This window comes from Gelidibacter sediminis (assembly GCF_004364975.1).
Taxonomy (GTDB): Bacteria; Bacteroidota; Bacteroidia; order Flavobacteriales; family Flavobacteriaceae; genus Gelidibacter; species Gelidibacter sediminis.
Map to the genome: position 1 here is coordinate 84,633 of NZ_SOBW01000008.1, position 18,170 is coordinate 102,802.

At 37.1% G+C, this 18,170-nt stretch carries 16 protein-coding genes; 9 read left to right on the top strand and 7 right to left on the bottom strand.

Features of this window, described 5'->3' with window-relative positions; genetic code table 11:
- Positions 1–34 precede the first annotated feature (34 nt).
- From BXY82_RS07010 to era, 5 genes are all read left to right on the top strand, one after another.
- Positions 35–1,942 carry a PBP1 and LysM peptidoglycan-binding domain-containing protein gene (locus BXY82_RS07010; protein WP_133757496.1) on the top strand — a complete coding sequence of 636 codons (1,908 nt, stop codon included), beginning with the start codon at positions 35–37 and terminating at the stop codon, positions 1,940–1,942.
- Entirely contained in the window at positions 1,939–2,340 is a 402-nt protein-coding gene (locus BXY82_RS07015) for an OsmC family protein (protein ID WP_133757497.1), read from the top strand. Before BXY82_RS07010 ends, BXY82_RS07015 begins: the two co-directional genes overlap by 4 nt.
- Before the next feature lie 128 nt (positions 2,341–2,468).
- Positions 2,469–2,699 carry a DUF3820 family protein gene (locus tag BXY82_RS07020; RefSeq protein ID WP_133757498.1) on the top strand — a complete coding sequence of 77 codons (231 nt, stop codon included), beginning with the start codon at positions 2,469–2,471 and terminating at the stop codon, positions 2,697–2,699.
- A 31-nt stretch (positions 2,700–2,730) separates the two neighbouring features.
- Positions 2,731–3,666, top strand: coding sequence for a YihY/virulence factor BrkB family protein (locus BXY82_RS07025; RefSeq protein ID WP_133757499.1), 936 nt, complete (start codon positions 2,731–2,733; stop codon positions 3,664–3,666).
- A gap of 42 nt (positions 3,667–3,708) precedes the next feature.
- Positions 3,709–4,590, top strand: a complete 882-nt coding sequence (gene era, locus BXY82_RS07030) for a GTPase Era (RefSeq protein ID WP_133757500.1) — start codon at positions 3,709–3,711, stop codon at positions 4,588–4,590.
- Between the two features lie 311 nt (positions 4,591–4,901).
- Here era and BXY82_RS07035 read toward each other — a convergent pair whose 3' ends face one another.
- Positions 4,902–5,408 (bottom strand): GTP-binding protein, encoded by a 507-nt coding sequence (locus BXY82_RS07035; protein WP_133757501.1) that lies wholly within the window; start codon positions 5,406–5,408, stop codon positions 4,902–4,904.
- A 77-nt stretch (positions 5,409–5,485) separates the two neighbouring features.
- Here BXY82_RS07035 and der point away from each other — a divergent pair, with 77 nt between their 5' ends.
- A complete protein-coding gene (gene der, locus BXY82_RS07040; RefSeq protein WP_133757502.1) occupies positions 5,486–6,790 on the top strand; it encodes a ribosome biogenesis GTPase Der in 1,305 nt (434 codons plus the stop codon).
- 96 nt (positions 6,791–6,886) lie between these two features.
- On the top strand, positions 6,887–9,664 hold the full coding sequence (locus BXY82_RS07045) for a TonB-dependent receptor (RefSeq protein WP_133757503.1): 2,778 nt from the start codon (positions 6,887–6,889) through the stop codon (positions 9,662–9,664).
- 273 nt (positions 9,665–9,937) lie between these two features.
- Here the strand turns inward: BXY82_RS07045 and BXY82_RS07050 are convergent, their stop codons facing one another.
- The 5 genes from BXY82_RS07050 to BXY82_RS07070 all read right to left on the bottom strand — a co-directional run bounded on the left by BXY82_RS07050 (position 9,938) and on the right by BXY82_RS07070 (position 13,306).
- Positions 9,938–10,729, bottom strand: a complete 792-nt coding sequence (locus BXY82_RS07050) for a TPM domain-containing protein (RefSeq protein WP_208293698.1) — start codon at positions 10,727–10,729, stop codon at positions 9,938–9,940.
- 166 nt (positions 10,730–10,895) lie between these two features.
- The gene (locus tag BXY82_RS07055) at positions 10,896–11,333 is read right to left on the bottom strand and encodes a TPM domain-containing protein (protein ID WP_133757504.1); all 438 of its coding nucleotides are present in this window, start codon (positions 11,331–11,333) and stop codon (positions 10,896–10,898) included.
- Positions 11,334–11,390: 57 nt separating this feature from the next.
- Complete coding sequence (locus BXY82_RS07060; protein ID WP_133757505.1) at positions 11,391–11,990, bottom strand: LemA family protein; 600 nt, start codon at positions 11,988–11,990, stop codon at positions 11,391–11,393.
- Positions 11,991–12,003: 13 nt separating this feature from the next.
- Positions 12,004–12,333 carry a MerR family transcriptional regulator gene (locus BXY82_RS07065; protein WP_133757506.1) on the bottom strand — a complete coding sequence of 110 codons (330 nt, stop codon included), beginning with the start codon at positions 12,331–12,333 and terminating at the stop codon, positions 12,004–12,006.
- Between the two features lies 1 nt (position 12,334).
- Positions 12,335–13,306, bottom strand: a complete 972-nt coding sequence (locus BXY82_RS07070) for a M23 family metallopeptidase (RefSeq protein ID WP_133757507.1) — start codon at positions 13,304–13,306, stop codon at positions 12,335–12,337.
- 217 nt (positions 13,307–13,523) lie between these two features.
- On the opposite strand from BXY82_RS07070, the gene alaS reads away from it, so the two are divergent.
- A complete protein-coding gene (gene alaS, locus BXY82_RS07075; protein WP_133757508.1) occupies positions 13,524–16,136 on the top strand; it encodes an alanine--tRNA ligase in 2,613 nt (870 codons plus the stop codon).
- 359 nt (positions 16,137–16,495) lie between these two features.
- Positions 16,496–17,446 carry a GSCFA domain-containing protein gene (locus BXY82_RS07080; protein WP_133757509.1) on the top strand — a complete coding sequence of 317 codons (951 nt, stop codon included), beginning with the start codon at positions 16,496–16,498 and terminating at the stop codon, positions 17,444–17,446.
- A gap of 201 nt (positions 17,447–17,647) precedes the next feature.
- Here the strand turns inward: BXY82_RS07080 and coaD are convergent, their stop codons facing one another.
- Positions 17,648–18,109 (bottom strand): pantetheine-phosphate adenylyltransferase, encoded by a 462-nt coding sequence (gene coaD / locus BXY82_RS07085; RefSeq protein ID WP_133757510.1) that lies wholly within the window; start codon positions 18,107–18,109, stop codon positions 17,648–17,650.
- Positions 18,110–18,170: the final 61 nt, after the last annotated feature.

Here is an 18,170-nt window from a genome sequence, read left to right on the forward strand (position 1 = left end):
CATTAGTTAACGATCAATTACATCAAGATAAAACATGAAAAAACTTATATTAATTTGTATCATCACCCTGTCGTGTAGTTTGTTTGTACATGCTCAAAAATTCAAGGCACATACTGTCCAGGCAGGAGATACTGTAGAATCTATTGCAAAGAAATATAAAGTTTCTGTGTCAGATATTTATGCTTTAAATCCGGATGCCAAAAGAAAGTTGAGCCCAAATGCAGTGTTAATCATACCCAATGATTCGGGTTTATCTTCTGTTGCGCAAGAAGTGACTAAAGAGTTAATTGGTTATAAAGACCATAAAGTAAAACGTAAGGAAACACTATATAGCATCTCTAAGGAGTATAATGTAGAGATTGAGGATATAAAAAAACACAACAAAAGCCTTTATTCTGAAAATTTAAGAAAAGGAGATGATATTCGCATCCCACGATATAAAACGATAGTTTCTAAAGTGACCCCTGGGGCTTCACTTAAAAAATACACAGTGCAACCTAAGGAAGGAAAATGGCGTGTGGCTTATAAATTCGGCATTACCGTAGATGAATTGGAAACTTTAAACCCAGGGATGAATGCTGTTTTGCAACCTGGAGATATTATAAATGTTCCAGGTAGTTCTGATGAAAAGGTTATTGATGATAACTACAACTATTATACCGTTCAGAAGAGTGAAGGGTATTACCGATTAAAGGTGAAATTGGGTCTCACCCAAGAACAATTGGAAAAACTTAATCCTGAATTGAAAATTGATGGTTTAAAGGAAGGGATGGTATTAAAGGTGCCGCAATCGACAAGCGTTGGAGAAGTGGTTGGAAGCGTGGAAAAAACCAATCTTAGCAGAAGTTTAAAGAATTTAAAAACAAAAAAGATTGCCGTGATGTTGCCTTTCCGTTTAAATAGAGTTGATACTGATTCTGTACAGGAGGCCAAGGCATTAATGAGAAATGATCGTCGTTTGTCTGTGTCTTTAGATTTTCATTCTGGGGTTTTAATGGCTGTAGATTCAGCAAAACAATTGGGAATATCAACAAAATTGAAAGTGTTTGATACTCAAGATCAGTTATCTGAGGTGTCAAAAATATTAAATAGCAATGATTTGTCGAGTTACGATGCTATTATTGGGCCATTAATGCCTAATAATTTAGATCGTGTGGCAAGAGCTGTACAAAAGGATGGAGTGCCAGTAATATCACCTATTACCAAGCCAGATCAGCTGTTTGAAAATGTGTTTCAAACTGTGGCTGATACTGATGTTTTAGAACGGGCGATCATCAATTTTATAAAATCAGATTCATTAAATCAAAATGTGATTATAATTGCTGACAATGCTAATACAGCGGTAAGCAACCGGTTAAAATCTGAATTTCGAAACGCCAGACAAGTATTCTCAAGAAAAAATAAAAACGGAAACGACGCCTACTATATTATGGCATCTGATTTAAGTGGTGCTTTTACTTCTGGAAAAAATTATGTGTTTTTAGAGACGGCTAATGAAGCCTTAGTGTCTACTGTAACCAGCATGCTTAACGGAATGAGTAATAGAAATCAGGAAATTATTATTGTGACAACCAAAATTAATGATGCTTTTGAAGGGCCAAATGTTTCTAATTTTCATTTGGCGAACCTGAAATTTCACTACCCATCTATTAACAGAAGTATACATCCAGACCAACCCGACAGTTTTGTAAGAGCTTACAAACAAAAGTATGGGATTGAACCTAATAAATTTGCCGTCAGAGGTTTTGATTTGACCTTAGATGTATTATTGCGTTTGGCTTCTGATGATAATTTGTACAAAGCTTCCTCCAATGGTGTTGAAACACAGTACACTGAAAATAAGTTCAGATATTCTAAAAAGATTTCAGGCGGTTACTACAATGAAGCGGTATATGTTGTGAAATATACTAGTGACCTTTCTATACAAGAAGCAAAATTATGACCTCAAAAGTAGTATACCTTGGCGATTTAAGAACTGAATGCACCCATGAGCAATCTGGAAATGCTTTTATTACGGATGCGCCATTGGATAATAATGGCAAAGGGCTGGCCTTTTCTCCAACCGATACCGTTGCTACCGGATTGGCAAGTTGTATGATAACAGTCATGGGTATTAAGGCGCGAGATATGGATGTTGATATGACTGGTACTACAGCCGATGTCATCAAAACGATGGCTAGTAATCCGCGTAGAATTTCAAAAATTGAAGTGGTAATGCGCTTGCCTTTTGAGGCCGATAAAAAGACGAAAACAATTTTAGAGCATACTGCCAATACCTGTCCTGTACTGAACAGCCTTCATCCTGATATTGATAAAGTCATAACATTTAATTGGGGTTAATGCATATAGCGCAATTGGCATTTTCGATAATTTTAAAGTCACCAATTACAAAGCACATCTTAGAACAACATTTATTTTCATTGACAGCGCCATGCGTTGTTTGATAACATCAAATCTACACCTCTACTGTGCTTCAACCCGATAAAAACTTTCTCATCAAATTGGCCCATACTAAAATGCCGTTTGGCAAATATGAAGGGAAGTTTCTCATTGATCTGCCGGAGTACTATGTGGTATGGTATCATAATAAAGGATTCCCTAGAGGCCAATTAGGTTTAATGTTAGAAACCGTTTATGAGTTAAAATTAAATGGTTTAGAGGAATTAATCAGGAACATAAAATTGAGGTATCCAAAGTAATTTTTTAATTTTAAATTAAATTGCTATCCTCATGGCTGAAACGCATATTGAAAAAAAATTCGAGCTCCAACATTTGCCGTCTTTATTTATAAAGGCGTTTAAAGCGTGGAATGATGATGATCCATGGCGATTAAGTGCCGTAGTGGCCTATTATGCTGTTCTATCGTTACCAGGACTTATCGTAATTTTAATAAATGTGGTGGGGAGTATATGGGGAACAGAGATTGTTCAAGGGCATCTCACCAATGAAATTACTGTAGTCTTGGGCCAAGATGCTGCCGAGACGATAAAAGTTATGATTAGCGAAACGCTAAATACGGAGAAAAATGTAATTTCTACCCTGATTGGTATTGCCAGCATTATTTTTGGGGCGACAGGTGTGTTTTATCAACTTCAAATATCCCTTAATAAAATTTGGAAGATTGAAGATTCAGGTAAATTTAGTTTTAAGAGATTATTGACGGATCGCGCACGAAGTTTTGCATTCATCTTAGTCATCGGGTTTTTGCTGCTGATCAGTTTTATTGTCACCGCAGTACTTGGTGCCTTAAATGATTATATTAAACAAATGTTTCCTGATATTGTATTGTATGTAGCCTATATATTGGACTTAGTAGTTTCTCTTAGCGTGGTAACGACGTTATTTGCATTGATGTTTAAATACATGCCTGATACTAAAATCAGATGGAAAACCGTATGGATAGGCGCGCTTGTAACCGCCGTTCTTTTTACGCTTGGTAAATATTTGTTGAGCTTATATTTTGGAACTGCCAATCCTGGATCCACGTATGGTGCAGCTGGGACAATAGTGCTAATTTTACTATGGGTGTCCTATTCGTGTCTTATATTTTTTTATGGGGCAGCTTTTACCCGCGCGTTTTCCTTGCGTTATGGTCATGATTCGCATACCTTATCTGAAGTACTGACAGACATCCATAATGAAAAAGGGCTTCCGAATAATCAATAAGTTTAAAATTTTAAAACTTATCTTTGTAGAAATTATTAGAATATGCATAAAGCTGGTTTTGTAAATATCATAGGAAATCCTAATGTTGGTAAATCGACATTGATGAATGCTTTTGTGGGCGAAAAATTATCAATTATTACCTCAAAAGCACAGACTACTAGACATCGAATTTTGGGGATTGTTAATGGTGAAGATTTTCAAATGATTTTATCGGACACTCCAGGAATTATCAAGCCCGCTTATGAACTTCAGGAATCCATGATGGATTTCGTAAAATCTGCTTTTGATGATGCTGATGTACTTCTTTATATGGTTGAAATTGGAGAGCAAGAGCTAAAAGATGAGGCCTTCTTTAGGAAAATCACCAATTCAAAAATACCAGTTTTGTTGTTGTTGAATAAGATTGATAAATCTGATCAGCAGCAATTGGAAGCGCAAGTGCAATTATGGACAGAAAAAGTGCCAAACGCTGAAATCTATCCGGTATCTGCTTTAGAAGGTTTTAATGTTAGGGAAATATTCAACCGGATTATAGAATTATTACCAGAATCGCCCGCTTTTTATCCAAAAGATCAATTAACTGACAAACCTGAACGCTTTTTTGTAAACGAAACCATTCGCGAGAAAATCTTGATGCACTATAAGAAGGAAATACCTTATGCTGTTGAGATTGATACGGAAGAATTTTTTGAAGAAGAACATATTATCAGAATGCGTGCGGTTATTATGGTAGAACGTGAAACCCAAAAAGGGATTATTATTGGACATAAAGGCGCTGCTTTAAAACGTGTAGGTGTAGAGGCTCGTAAGGATTTAGAGCTGTTTTTTGGTAAACAAGTCCATTTAGAGCTCTATGTAAAAGTCAACAAAAACTGGCGAAGCGACCAGAAACAGTTGAAGCGTTTTGGATATAACCAAAAGTAGAGCAGGTCAGGGCTTAGTAGGCAATCTTCAGTAAGCAGTTTTCAGTAGGCAGTTCTCATTAAGCAGTTCTCAGTAGGCAGTCTTCTGTTGACAGACTCCAGCATTCAGCATCCAGCATTCAGCATCCAATATTCAGCATTCAGCATTCCGTATTCTGGAAGTAGTTTCCTATATGCAATAGTGCTATATGCCCAGTTTATTTATGGACAAGATATACATACAGCACACTGTGGAATTTTGGCATCACTTCGAGACGCTGTGTCATAACCTGAAACCTCATACCTCAAGCCCAACCTTAAACCTCCATCACATTAAATCAAACCATTGTCAGTGAGTGTTGCATTCATGAAATTATACAGTTTATGCATTTCATCTTTACCTTTTGATCTTCCATGGCGTCCTGCAAAATAGAGCACAAACCAAGCAATTATCATCAGTAATGTTACCCCAAGTTGAATGCCATATGGGGTGTTTAACGCCCAATTGCTGTAGGTCCATATACCAAAAACGATAAAAAGTCCCGCAACAATAAAATGAAGAAACATAAACATGGTCCAAACTGTTGGGTTCGGCCCAAATAAACCATGAAGCATAGCCGTGTGCTCATCTACTTCATTAATTTCTAAATGCAATTGCGGCGACCAGAATTGCTGCTCATGGTTGGGTAACCGTATAAATACATGATCATCTACCCGAACAATTTTATAGGTGGAATTTGTAATCTTCAGATTCTCAAAAGCTTTGAGGGCTATCTCATGATTACAACTTAAAGACTTTTTAAAGCGTGGACTTAACACAATCTCATTTGTAATAGGCATAGTTTTAATTTAATGCGCTGAAAAATACCCTTTTTTTTTAATAAGGAAACACTACCTTTGCAAACAATTTAATAGACATGAGTAATATAGTAGCCATAGTAGGGCGTCCTAACGTAGGGAAGTCAACTTTATTTAATCGTTTAATTCAGCGCAGGGAAGCCATTGTTGACGCCGTAAGCGGTGTGACAAGAGATAGACACTACGGAAAATCAGAATGGAACGGACGTGAATTTTCTGTAATTGATACAGGGGGCTATGTTGTGGGCAGTGATGATGTATTTGAAGCAGAAATTGATAAACAAGTGGAGCTTGCTATTGAGGAGGCCGATGTAATTGTCTTTTTGGTTGATGTAGAAACCGGTGTTACGGGTATGGATGAGGATGTAGCTGCATTATTGAGAAAGGTAGACAAACCTGTGTTTTTGGCTGTAAACAAAGTGGATAATAACAAGCGTGCTGAAGATGCCGTAGAATTTTATGCATTAGGTTTGGGCGAATATTTTACAATTGCTAGTATTAATGGTAGCGGAACAGGAGATTTGTTGGATGCTGTTGTTAAGGCTTTGCCAGAACATGTTGAAGTTGAAGAAAGTGATTTGCCAAGGTTTGCTGTTGTTGGGAGACCAAATGCCGGAAAATCGTCATTTATAAATGCGCTTATTGGTAAGGACCGTTATATAGTTACTGATATTGCAGGCACCACAAGAGACGCTATCGATACAAAATATAATCAATTCGGATTTGAATTTAACTTAGTTGATACTGCGGGAATCCGCCGTAAATCTAAAGTAAAGGAAGATCTTGAGTTCTACTCAGTAATGCGTAGTGTGAGAGCCATAGAACATTGTGATGTGTGTATCTTAATACATGATGCCACTCGTGGATTTGACGGGCAAGTACAAAACATTTTTTGGTTGGCAGAGCGCAATAGGAAAGGAATTGTTGTGTTGGTTAACAAGTGGGATTTAGTTGATAAAGAGACCAATTCAGCGAGAGACTATGAAAAACAAATCCGTAAGGAAATGGAACCTTTTACTGATGTTCCAATTGTCTTTATTTCTGTGCTTAACAAACAACGTATTTTTAAGGCTATTGAAACTGCCGTTGAGGTATATAACAATCGTACCAAGAAAATTAAAACAAGCAAGCTTAATGAGATTATGTTGCCTATTATAGAAAACTACCCTCCACCAGCTCTAAAGGGTAAGTTTGTTAAGATAAAATATATCATGCAATTACCAACACCGCAGCCCCAGTTTGCGTTTTTCTGTAATTTACCACAGTATGTTAAGGAGCCTTACAAACGTTTCTTAGAGAATAAACTACGTGAAGAATTTGATTTTCATGGGGTTCCTATTAGCATTTACATGCGAAAAAAATAGAGTATTGATCTAAACGAGTGCATTTGTGCTAAAAATGTGAGGGTTTTCTTCAGATTTTGTGTTTCTTTGGCGGTCATTTAAGCGTCAATCAAAATCATGAATAAATATCTTTGCATTCTAGCGTGCTTATGCGCGTGCATCTCATTTTCTCAAGGCACTACCTTCAAAATTTCTGGAAAAATAATTATTGAAGACGATCAAACACCATTAGAATCGGCAACCATTTATTTGGAGACACTTAAAGATTCTACACTAATTACCTATACAATTTCTGATAAAAACGGCGAATTTGTTTTAGATAATTCAACCTATGAAGATTCACTGAACCTCACTATTTCTTATGTAGGATTCGAATCTTATTCGCGGGTTGTAAACATCTCCAAAGATCCAATTACACTAAATACCATTCAACTTAAAACAGCCAATCTTTTAGAAGAAGTGGTCATTAGGTCACGCGCTCCCATTACCATTAAAAAGGATACTCTAGAATTTAATGTGGCCTCCTTTAAAACGAAAAAGGATGCCAATGTGGAGGATTTGCTAAAGGAACTACCAGGAGTAGAAGTAGATGAGGATGGGAGTATTAAAGTTAATGGCAAGTCTGTTAGTCAGATCTATGTAAACAGCAAACCTTTTTTTGGTAACGATCCTACCATTACTACTCGGAACCTCACCAAAGAATTAATAGAGAAAGTTCAAATTACGGACACAAAATCTAAGGCAGAAGCTTTTAGTGGCGAGAAAGGAGATGGAGATACTAAAACGATAAACCTCACCATTAAGGAAGAAAATAACAAAGGTGTTTTTGGTCGTGTTTCGGCAGGGAGCGGTACAGGTAAGCGTTATGAATATGCCGGATTGGTTAATATTTTTGATAACGAAAAACGCTTTAGTGTGTTGGCTGGCGGTAACAATATCAATTCTTCGGGTTTTAGTTTTGGCGAAATTCGTAAAATGTTTGGTGGTGTCAGAAGCATGTCTATGAGTGGAAATAATTCTTTTGTTATTGACGGCCGTTCATTTGGTGGCGGACAAGGCATTACGACTTCAAAAACTGCTGGTGCCAATTATGCCGATGAATTGGGTAAAGACAACGATTTTTCAGGCGATTATTTTTATTCCGGAAGTCAATCCTCAAACGCTACAAAATCACAACGAGAGAATATTTTACCTACCTCTAGATACTTTACAAATTCGGCTTCTAATTCAGATAATTCTACAGATAGCCATAGTGCTAACATGTCATTTGATATTAAAGTTGATTCCACTTTTATGGTTAATGTTAGGCCTTCCTTCCGATTGTCAAATTCAAATACCACTTATGAAAGGCAAGAGTCGTCTAGAGATGAAAACGATGTACTTACCAATCAGTCTGAAACCGCATCTTTTGTTGAAAATGTGGGGAAAAATTTTAGCAATAATTTAAGTCTTACCAAACGTTTTGGAAGTAAAGGTGCATTTGTAAGAATGTATGCTAACGTAGATGTGAACGATGCAACTTCTGAGGATTTTTTAAATTCTGAGACTAATATCTATGGCGATAATCCCGAAGATATTATAAGAAAACAATTTACGGATGGTGATACCAAATCAAATAATCTTAATACTGGAGTGACCTATCGTTTGCCTTTAGAAGCCAAAAAATGGTTCCTTGATTTTAGATATCGATTTGGTTCTAACAACCGCAAGAATGTTAGAAGTACATTCAATTTTGATACGGACACACAGGCATATGAAGATTTCAATACGGAGTTAAGTACAGATTTTACGAATAAAAATCAAAGCCATAGTCCAAATATCCGACTTGTTTACAACGATGATAAAATGTCCTTTAGAATAGGTTCTGGCTATACCAACAGGTCCATTGAGAATTCAGATAGATTGAGACCAGAATTGAGTTTGAAACAATCATTTGATTTTTTAGACTTGGATGCGAATATGAACTACCGTTTCAATCCTAAATCATCTGTGAGGTTTAATTACGATTTTGATAATGACGCTCCGTCCATCTCTCAATTACAGCCGTTTCAAGATGTTTCTGATCCATTGAACACGGTGACGGGAAATCCAGATTTGAGACCATCCAAAGAACACAGACTCAATTTTGGATATAATAATTTTGATTTTCAAAAACGTACTGGTTTTTATATGTATGGCAATATTAACTTCGTGAATGATAAGGTAGTGTCAAAAACTACCGTAGATGAAAATTTTGTCAGAAATACCACGTATACAAATGTTGATGGAAATTATTATATGTCTCTAGGGTCTAGCATGAGCAAGGATTTTAAAATTGATTCATTGCAAACCGTGAAAGTGCGCTTTGGGCTTTCTGGTAATATGGGTGAGCAAGTTAATTTTAATAATGGCATTGAATATGCTACCAAAAGCACGAGAGTATATCCTAATTTAGACATTACATATGCTTGGAAGAAACTCTTCGAAATCAGACCAAATTACCGCTTATCCTTTACTAAAACGCGTTATGAACTAGACGATTTGGACGATCGGAATTTTGTAAGCCATAATTTAGGAATTCAAACAGCTACATTTTTTCCTGATAAATTAGAATGGCGAAATGACATCAATTATATGTATAATCCCAATGTGGCCAGAGGATTTCAAAATAGTGCATGGTTTTGGAATGCAACCTTAGCATATTCTGTGCTTAAAGACAATGGCACCATTACATTAAAAGTGTACGACTTGTTAAATCAGAATACCAATGCGCAACGTACCACTACCGAAAATTTTATTCAGGATTCTGAGAGCACCGTTTTAGAGCAGTATTTTATGCTGAGTTTTAGTTGGAAATTCAACAGTTTAGGCCCTAAAGGTGAAAGTAGAGGTGGGGATATGCATTTTATGATGTAAATTACTAAAGCTGATATTACTTTGTAATAAGCTGAGTATTGCATGCGAATCTTTGCTGTAGACTGAAGGCTGCCAACTGAAGACTGCCAACTGAACAAGTTATTAAACAGAGCTTCACAGAGGAGCACAAAGTTACACAGAGAGACGACTAAAAGTTAAATTTATTATTTTGTATAGAAAAATTTTAAACTAGATAGGTCAACAAGAAGATTTTAGGTGGCTTACTGAGAACTGCTTACTGCTTACTGCAGACTGCAAACTGAGTACTGAAACCTACCATCCTCCAGAAGCACCGCCACCGCCAAATCCACCGCCGCCAAAGCCGCCACCGAATCCGCCGCCGCCAAAGCTGCCACCACCACCAAATCCACCGCCAGAAGAACCGCCGCCGAGGCCACCCCGACCAAGACTACTTAAGATAATGGCGTCCCATATGCTGAAATCGTTTCCTCGGTTATTTCCTGGGCCATTACCGCCACCGCCTCTCTTGTTTTTCGAAATGGATATCATGATAATCATAAACACCACAAAAAGCATAAACATAAACCCGACAGGAATCCCTTCAGAAGTAGTGTTAACTTGACGTGTGCCTTGATATTCGCCGGTCATCACTTCAAAAATTGCATCGGCACCACGATGGAGTCCACCGTTGTAATCATTCCGTTTAAAATATGGAATGATGTCCTGTTCAATAATGCGTTTAGACATGGCGTCTGTAAGGAGATGCTCCAGACCATAACCAGTGTTGATAGCAATTTTACGGTCGTCCTTAGCCAATAATATTAAAATACCATTGTCTTCTTTGGCTTGTCCAATACCCCATTCATGCCCCCATTGTGCACCGAGATAGTTGATGTTTTCACCATTGGTAGAACTAATTATTGCCACTACGATTTGAGTGGATGTAGTGTCTGAATATCTAATTAATTTTTGCTCTAGGCTGTTCTTTTCACTCTCAGACAAGAGCGGTGTATATTGATAAACACTGGTTTGCTCTGTTATTTTAGAGGGTTTCTCAGGAATGGTAAATTGAGTAAAACCAGTCTGTATGCCACACATCGTCATCAATACACTAAAAAGAAAGCGTTTAATAACGCTATTCTTAATGTATAATAGTTCTTGACTTTTGAGTGCTGATTGCATACTTGTTTATGTCTTTTTAATTGCAAGTTCTTAAATTTCTGAGCTCACAGAGAAGTTTTCAGATTAGCTGAGTGGCATTAAATAGCTGTTAACCAATGGAAATATCATCAGAAATTTCATTCTGATCGTCCATTTCCCAAGGGAAATGAGTTTCCAATTGTTTTCCGGCTTTTAATATGCCATCTACTAAGCCTTGTTTAAAATGGCCTCTTTTAAAGTGCCCTTGCATGATGTTTTTGGTGCTTTCCCAAAAATCATCTTCAACCACATTGTTAATACCTTCGTCACCAAATATAACAAAGGTCTTGTCTTCTACAGCAACATAGATTAAAACGCCATTTTGAAGTTTAGTAGTGTCCATTTTTAGCATATGGAACACTTCTAAAGCACGCTCGTAGACGTCAATTTTAGAGGTTTTTTCAAGGTGTACACGAATTTCTCCTGAGGTGTTTTTCTCAGCCGTTCGGATAGCGTCAACTACTTGGCGTTCTTCTTCGGCTGTTAGAAAATCTTCTATTTTAGACATGCATTTTATTTATTGTAACCCCTCTCCAGTAAAGCAATGAGAGAGGAGGTGTTATTTTTATTTGAAATCGAAATCTACATCTGGTGCTTTTTCTGCGCCAGCATCAGCTTTATAATAGCTCATATCGTCAAAATCGAAGAGTCCTGCCAAAATACTATTTGGGAACGTTTTGATATGCTTGTTGTAAGGTTCTACAGCTTCGTTAAAACGATCTCTAGCGACGTTGATTCTATTTTCAGTGCCTTCTAGTTGCGATTGCAATTCTAAGAAATTCTGATTGGCTTTTAACTCAGGATAACGTTCTACAGAGACTAATAATCGAGATAAGGCACCACTCAATCCGTTTTGAGCTTCTTGAAATTGTGCCATGTTTGCTTCATTTAAGTTGCTGGCGTCAATAGTTGTAGACGTTGCTTTAGCTCTCGCTTCAATAACGTCAGTTAAAGTGCCACGTTCAAAATCTGCCGCCCCTTGTACTGTCTTAACCAGATTGCCAATAAGGTCATTACGGCGTTGGTAGCTGCTTTCTACATCACCCCAGCTTCTCGTAGCAGTTTCTCTCAGTTCAACGGCAGTGTTGTTGAAGTTTTTACCCCAAGAGTATAGTGCTACTATAATTAAGCCGATGATTATTACAGGAATAAGCCATTTTTTCATAATAAGTTGGTTTTTAAAGTTGAGATTTAATTTTTAAAAGTTGAGATTTTATACCTTCTAATTTACTGATAATTTCGAAAGTATTGAGTGCCTGTTTTTTATCTTCCTTTAAATGGGTTTTGGCACCTTCTAATGTAAAGCCACGCTCTTTTACCAAATGGTAAATAAATTTAAGATTTTGAATATCTTCTGGAGTAAATTTCCGATTACCTTTAGCGTTTTTTTTAGGCTTTAGAATGTCAAATTCCTTCTCCCAAAAACGGATTAATGACGTGTTGACCTTAAAGGCCTTCGCCACCTCACCTATGCCATAATATCTTTTTTCGGGTAGGTCAATGTGCATATTAGTCTAAAGATTGATTTTCCAAAGAAGCGCGTTCTAATAAATTGCTGTATTCTTCCGCAGATAAATTGCCATAATAGAAATTGATAGGATTGATGCGCTCATTGTCTTTCCACACTTCATAATGCAAATGCGGGGCTTCTGAACGACCAGTACTACCTACAAATCCAATTAAATCGCCACGCTTTACTTTTTGATTGGCGCGTACATTGTATTTGTAAAGATGTGCATATAATGACTCATATCCATAACCATGGTCAATTCTAATGTGGTTGCCATAACCTGTTGCAGTATTATCTGCTCTTGTCACCACTCCATCTCCAGCGGCATAAATAGGGCTGCCCCGCGGCGCGGTAAAATCCATACCATAGTGGAATTTTCTAACTTTCGTAAAGGGGTCCGTTCTATAGCCATAACCTGAAGCCATTCTAGTGAGATCTTCATTACTCACCGGTTGGATGGCAGGAATGGAGGATAAGAATTTTTCTTTATCTGCAGCCAATACTGCAATTTCATCTAAAGATTTGGATTGTACAACAATCTGCTTTTGCAAAATGTCCATACGTTTGTTGGTTTCAATAATGATTTTTGAATTGTCAAAGCCTTCCAAACTTTTATAGCGATTGATTCCTCCAAAACCAGCTTTTCGTTGTTCTTCTGGGATTGGATTCGCTTCAAAATATAAGCGATAAATAGCATTGTCCCTTTCTTCTACATTCGCAAGTACAGCCTGGGCTTCATCCATTTTTCTATTCAACAATCGATATTGGAGTTCCATATGCTGTAGTTCTCTAACCAAAGCACGTTCTTTGGGCGATTTTACAAACTGACTTGCAATTGAAACAAAAAGAAAAGCAAAGAGTGCTGAAGCCAAAATAAAGACAGACGCGTACTTGAGCGTATTTCTCTTTTTACGCTCAATTTTCTTATAAGAGAGGGTTTCGGAATCGTAATAATATTTTACCTTACTCATTACCTAATTTATACTATTTTTGCACAGTTAATTGACACTAAAAAGTCTTTAAACATTAACCAAACGAACAAAACTACAAAATATTTTAATTGTAAATTTAGTAAAACTAAAACGATAATTGACGAATGTGGTCGCGTGATCTACAAACTTTAAAACAAATTTGTGATTAATTGCAGGCTCTAACCATTTTGAAGATTATCAAGACACCAATATTAGCATGAAATCTCAAGACATACGTTCCAAATATTTGACCTTTTTTAAGAATAAACAACATGATATTGTCCCTTCTGCGCCTATGGTGCTAAAGGACGATCCAACTTTGATGTTTGTCAATTCAGGAATGGCACCGTTTAAAGAGTATTTCTTGGGAAATGCACAACCCAAAAACACAAGAATTGCGGACAGTCAAAAATGCCTACGGGTTTCAGGGAAGCATAATGATTTGGAAGAAGTAGGTTATGATACTTACCACCATACTTTATTTGAAATGTTGGGCAATTGGAGTTTTGGCGATTATTTTAAGAAAGAAGCAATTGCTTGGGCTTGGGAATTATTGACTGAAGAATATGGTATTGATAAAGATATTCTTTATGTCACTGTCTTTGAAGGTAGTGAAGAAGATAATCTGCCAATGGATCAGGAAGCCTATGATCTGTGGAAATCGTTTATTTCTGAAGATCGTATTTTGATGGGCAATAAAAAGGATAACTTTTGGGAAATGGGCGATCAAGGTCCGTGCGGTCCATGTAGCGAAATTCACGTCGATATCCGATCGGCTGAGGAAAAGGCGAAAGTAGATGGTAAAATCTTGGTGAATATGGACCATCCCCAAGTGGTGGAGATATGGAATCTCGTATTTATGCAATACAATAGAAAGGCGAATGGTTCTTTAGAAAATTTGCCACAAAATCATATTGATACAGGGATGGGCTTTGAACGTTTGTGTATGGTGTTGCAGGGCGTACAGTCAAATTATGATACCGACGTATTCACCCCAATCATTCGCGAGATAGAGACTATTGCAAATAAAACCTACGGAAAAGATGTAGAGGTAGATGTTGCCATTCGTGTAATTTCAGATCACGTGCGTGCCGTTGCCTTCTCTATTGCCGATGGGCAATTACCAAGCAATACAGGCGCCGGTTACGTTATTCGCCGAATTTTAAGGCGAGCTATTCGTTATAGTTTTACCTTTTTAGATCAGAAGGAACCATTTATCTACAGATTGGTAGATGTGTTGAGCAAAAAAATGGGCGATGCTTTCCCAGAATTGAAATCACAAAAACAGTTGATTGAAAATGTGATCAAGGAAGAAGAGCAATCGTTTTTAAGAACATTAGATCAAGGATTGGTCTTGTTAAATAGAATAGTTGAAGAATCGACTTCCAAAACTATTTCAGGTGAAAAAGCTTTCGAACTTTATGATACCTTCGGTTTTCCAATCGATTTGACAGCCTTGATTTTGCGCGAAAAGGGCTTGGAATTGGATGAAACTGGTTTTAAAGCCGAAATGAAAAAACAGAAAGACCGTTCTCGTGCTGCTGGCGAAATGTCTACGGAAGACTGGATTATTTTGTTGGAAGATAATGACCAGGAATTTATTGGTTATGACGTCCTTGAAGCGACTGTAAAAATCACTAAATACAGAAAAGTCATTTCTAAAAAAGACGGCGAATTGTACCAATTGGTCTTCAACTTAACGCCGTTTTATGCGGAAGGAGGCGGACAGGTAGGCGATAAGGGCTACTTGGAAGACAGTCATGGTGACGTGGTGTATATTTTGGATACCAAAAAAGAAAATAACGTCAGCATTCATGTGACAAAGACATTACCAAAAGATCTCAATGCTACTTTTAAAGCGTCTGTTGATGAAAAACAACGCAGACGGACTGAAGCAAATCATACGGCCACACACTTATTGCATCAAGCTTTGCGTGAAGTTTTAGGAGAACATGTAGAACAAAAAGGAAGTGCAGTACATTCAAAATATTTACGTTTTGACTTCTCACATTTTTCAAAAATGACTGCAGAAGAGTTGAGTGATGTTGAAGATTTTGTCAACGCACGAATTGAGGGCAAACTGCAACTGCAAGAGCAGCGCAACATCCCAATGCAAAAGGCAATTGATGAAGGGGCAATAGCGCTCTTTGGAGAAAAATACGGTGATACGGTCAGAACAGTGCGTTATGGAAAATCGTTCGAGTTGTGTGGTGGCACACACGTCAAGAATACAGCCGATATTTGGTATTTTAAAATTCTTTCAGAAGGCGCGGTAGCTTCAGGAATTCGTAGGATTGAAGCCATCACCAATGATGCGGTTAAGGATTACTACCAAGATCATAATCGGGCTTATTTTGAAATTAAAGGCCTGTTGAACAACGCCCAAGAGCCTTTAAAAGCCATTCAAAATTTACAATCTGAGAATGCAGATTTAAAGAAACAGATAGAAGTCTTGTTAAAAGATAAGACCAAAAATTTAAAGGGCGATCTTAAAACTGAATTGACAGACGTGAACGGTATTCAATTTCTAGCAAAAAAAATCGACTTGGATGCATCTGGAATCAAGGACTTAGCGTTCGAATTAGGACAACAGTACGAGAATTTATTTTTGTTGTTTGCGGCTGAGAATGATGGTAAAGCACTCTTGTCTTGTTATATCTCAAAAGAATTGGTCGCGAGTAAAGGTTTGAATGCTGGTACTATTGTGCGCGAATTGGGTAAATATATCCAAGGTGGCGGTGGTGGCCAACCTTTCTTTGCTACTGCTGGGGGTAAGAATCCTGGAGGTATTGATGAAGCTTTAGAAGCTGCCAAGGCATATTTGAAATAATTGATTTAGGTATTGCGGAATGATAATATTTATAATTGTCATTCCGAGGTACGAGGTATCACATAACACCGTATTCATTAAAAGAAGATACGGTGTCATAAAAATTGGAAGCAATTATTAATAGACAACATTATTGTTTGGCAGTCCTCAGTTGGCAGTCTTCAGTTGGCAGTCTACAGTTGGTAGTTTTCAGTTTGCGGTTTTCAATTGGCATTCTGAAGCAAGAGATCTTTTTGTCATTCCGAGGTACGAAGAATCACATAACACTGTATTCATCAAAAAACACTGGAATCCCATAATGCTTGTATCTCGCAAAAAAAAGCAGTAAAACACACCATGTAACGCTTTACCAGAAAAAAATGAAACTACAAACCCAAATCCCGCTCCAGAAAAGGACAGATCATCAGATTGATTATCAGTCTAAAGTGCTGTTGCTTGGTTCTTGCTTTGTGGAAAATATAGGGGATAAATTAGCCTACTATAAATTTCAAAGTACGCAAAATCCATTTGGCGTATTGTTTCATCCAAAGGCAATAGAAAAGCTTGTAGTGAGTGCTCTTCAAAATAAAAAGTATATAGACGACGACTTTTTTTTTTATAATGAGCAATGGCATTGTTACGATGCCCATTCTCATATGAGTAACAGTTCAAAATCTGAAATACTACAGCAATTAAATACACAACTAAAAGTCACAAAGCAACAACTAACTGCCGTAAGTCATGTGGTAATTACTTTGGGGACTGCTTGGGCTTATACCCAAAAAGCAACTAATTTGCCGGTAGCTAATTGTCATAAAGTACCACAGGCCAACTTTCAAAAATCATTATTGTCTGTGGAGGAAATTACTGTAAGTCTTCAGGCTATATGTAAAGCCATCATGTCTGTAAACCCTACAGTTACCATAATCTTTACAATCTCTCCCATACGTCACATCAAAGATGGGTATATCGAAAATACACGCAGTAAAGCGCATTTAATTGCGGCAGTTCATTACACTATTGCAGCAGCACCTAACACATGGTATTTTCCGTCATATGAAATTATGATGGACGAACTCCGCGATTACCGATTTTATGCTGAAGATATGCTACATCCAAACACTACAGCCATTACTTATATATGGGAAAAGTTTCGGATGGTGTGGATTTCTGATCAAGCTTCGGAGATCATGCAAGAAATTGACAGTATTCAAAAAGGACTTTTACATCGTCCTTTCAATATACATTCTGAAGCCCACCGTAGTTTTCTTCAAGACCTTCACCGCCGAATGAAAATTTTAAAAGCGAAATTTGAACATATCAACTTTTAAAATTAATAGTCATAATATATCAACACCTTTAGTCCTTTTATTTTGGTTTTTTAACGATAAAATGTTGATTATTATAAGTTTATGGTTAAATTATGTGTGCTATTAATCAACTTAAGAAAAGCATCAGTGATGTTCAGAATTTAAATATTTTGTTGATTTCCGATGCTTTTTTGTTGCAATTTTAGCTGGAAAGCACTAATGTTATTTTTTTATCACCCTAACGCTATCTGGTACTAATACCGTATAATCGCCATTATTCCTGATCACATCTCTTACAATAGAGGACGAGATGTAAGATGTACTCGCCGCGGTCAATAAAAAGACGGTTTCAATTCGGGATAGTTTTCTGTTGGTGTGGGCAATAGCCTTTTCAAATTCAAAATCGGCAGGATTACGCAAGCCTCTTAAGATAAATTGCGCATCAATTTCTTTACAAAAATCGATCGTTAGGCCTTGATAGGTCATTACTTTTACTTTTGGCTCATCTTTAAACGCTTCCTTAATAAATTTTTGACGCTCTTCTAATGAGAACATATAATTCTTATCGGCATTGATGCCAATAGCAACCACCACTTCATCAAATAATTTTAGTCCACGTTTAATAATATCGTAATGTCCTAATGTAAGTGGATCAAAGGACCCTGGAAAGAGTGCGCGTTTCATTGGCAAGCTTTTGTCAGTCCCTCACAAGAGGGCATCTTAGTTTGGTTTGTAAATCAAATAT

Excerpts from the sequence above, each read along its gene's own strand:
- BXY82_RS07010 (WP_133757496.1), top strand. The coding sequence starts at position 35 with ATGAAAAAACTTATATTAATTTGTATCATCACCCTGTCGTGTAGTTTG.
- BXY82_RS07015 (WP_133757497.1), top strand. The coding sequence starts at position 1,939 with ATGACCTCAAAAGTAGTATACCTTGGCGATTTAAGAACTGAATGCACC.
- BXY82_RS07025 (WP_133757499.1), top strand. The coding sequence starts at position 2,731 with ATGGCTGAAACGCATATTGAAAAAAAATTCGAGCTCCAACATTTGCCG.
- era (WP_133757500.1), top strand. The coding sequence starts at position 3,709 with ATGCATAAAGCTGGTTTTGTAAATATCATAGGAAATCCTAATGTTGGT.
- BXY82_RS07035 (WP_133757501.1), bottom strand. The coding sequence starts at position 5,408 with ATGCCTATTACAAATGAGATTGTGTTAAGTCCACGCTTTAAAAAGTCT.
- der (WP_133757502.1), top strand. The coding sequence starts at position 5,486 with ATGAGTAATATAGTAGCCATAGTAGGGCGTCCTAACGTAGGGAAGTCA.
- BXY82_RS07045 (WP_133757503.1), top strand. The coding sequence starts at position 6,887 with ATGAATAAATATCTTTGCATTCTAGCGTGCTTATGCGCGTGCATCTCA.
- BXY82_RS07050 (WP_208293698.1), bottom strand. The coding sequence starts at position 10,729 with ATGACGATGTGTGGCATACAGACTGGTTTTACTCAATTTACCATTCCT.
- BXY82_RS07055 (WP_133757504.1), bottom strand. The coding sequence starts at position 11,333 with ATGTCTAAAATAGAAGATTTTCTAACAGCCGAAGAAGAACGCCAAGTA.
- BXY82_RS07060 (WP_133757505.1), bottom strand. The coding sequence starts at position 11,990 with ATGAAAAAATGGCTTATTCCTGTAATAATCATCGGCTTAATTATAGTA.
- BXY82_RS07065 (WP_133757506.1), bottom strand. The coding sequence starts at position 12,333 with ATGCACATTGACCTACCCGAAAAAAGATATTATGGCATAGGTGAGGTG.
- BXY82_RS07070 (WP_133757507.1), bottom strand. The coding sequence starts at position 13,306 with ATGAGTAAGGTAAAATATTATTACGATTCCGAAACCCTCTCTTATAAG.
- alaS (WP_133757508.1), top strand. The coding sequence starts at position 13,524 with ATGAAATCTCAAGACATACGTTCCAAATATTTGACCTTTTTTAAGAAT.
- BXY82_RS07080 (WP_133757509.1), top strand. The coding sequence starts at position 16,496 with ATGAAACTACAAACCCAAATCCCGCTCCAGAAAAGGACAGATCATCAG.
- coaD (WP_133757510.1), bottom strand. The coding sequence starts at position 18,109 with ATGAAACGCGCACTCTTTCCAGGGTCCTTTGATCCACTTACATTAGGA.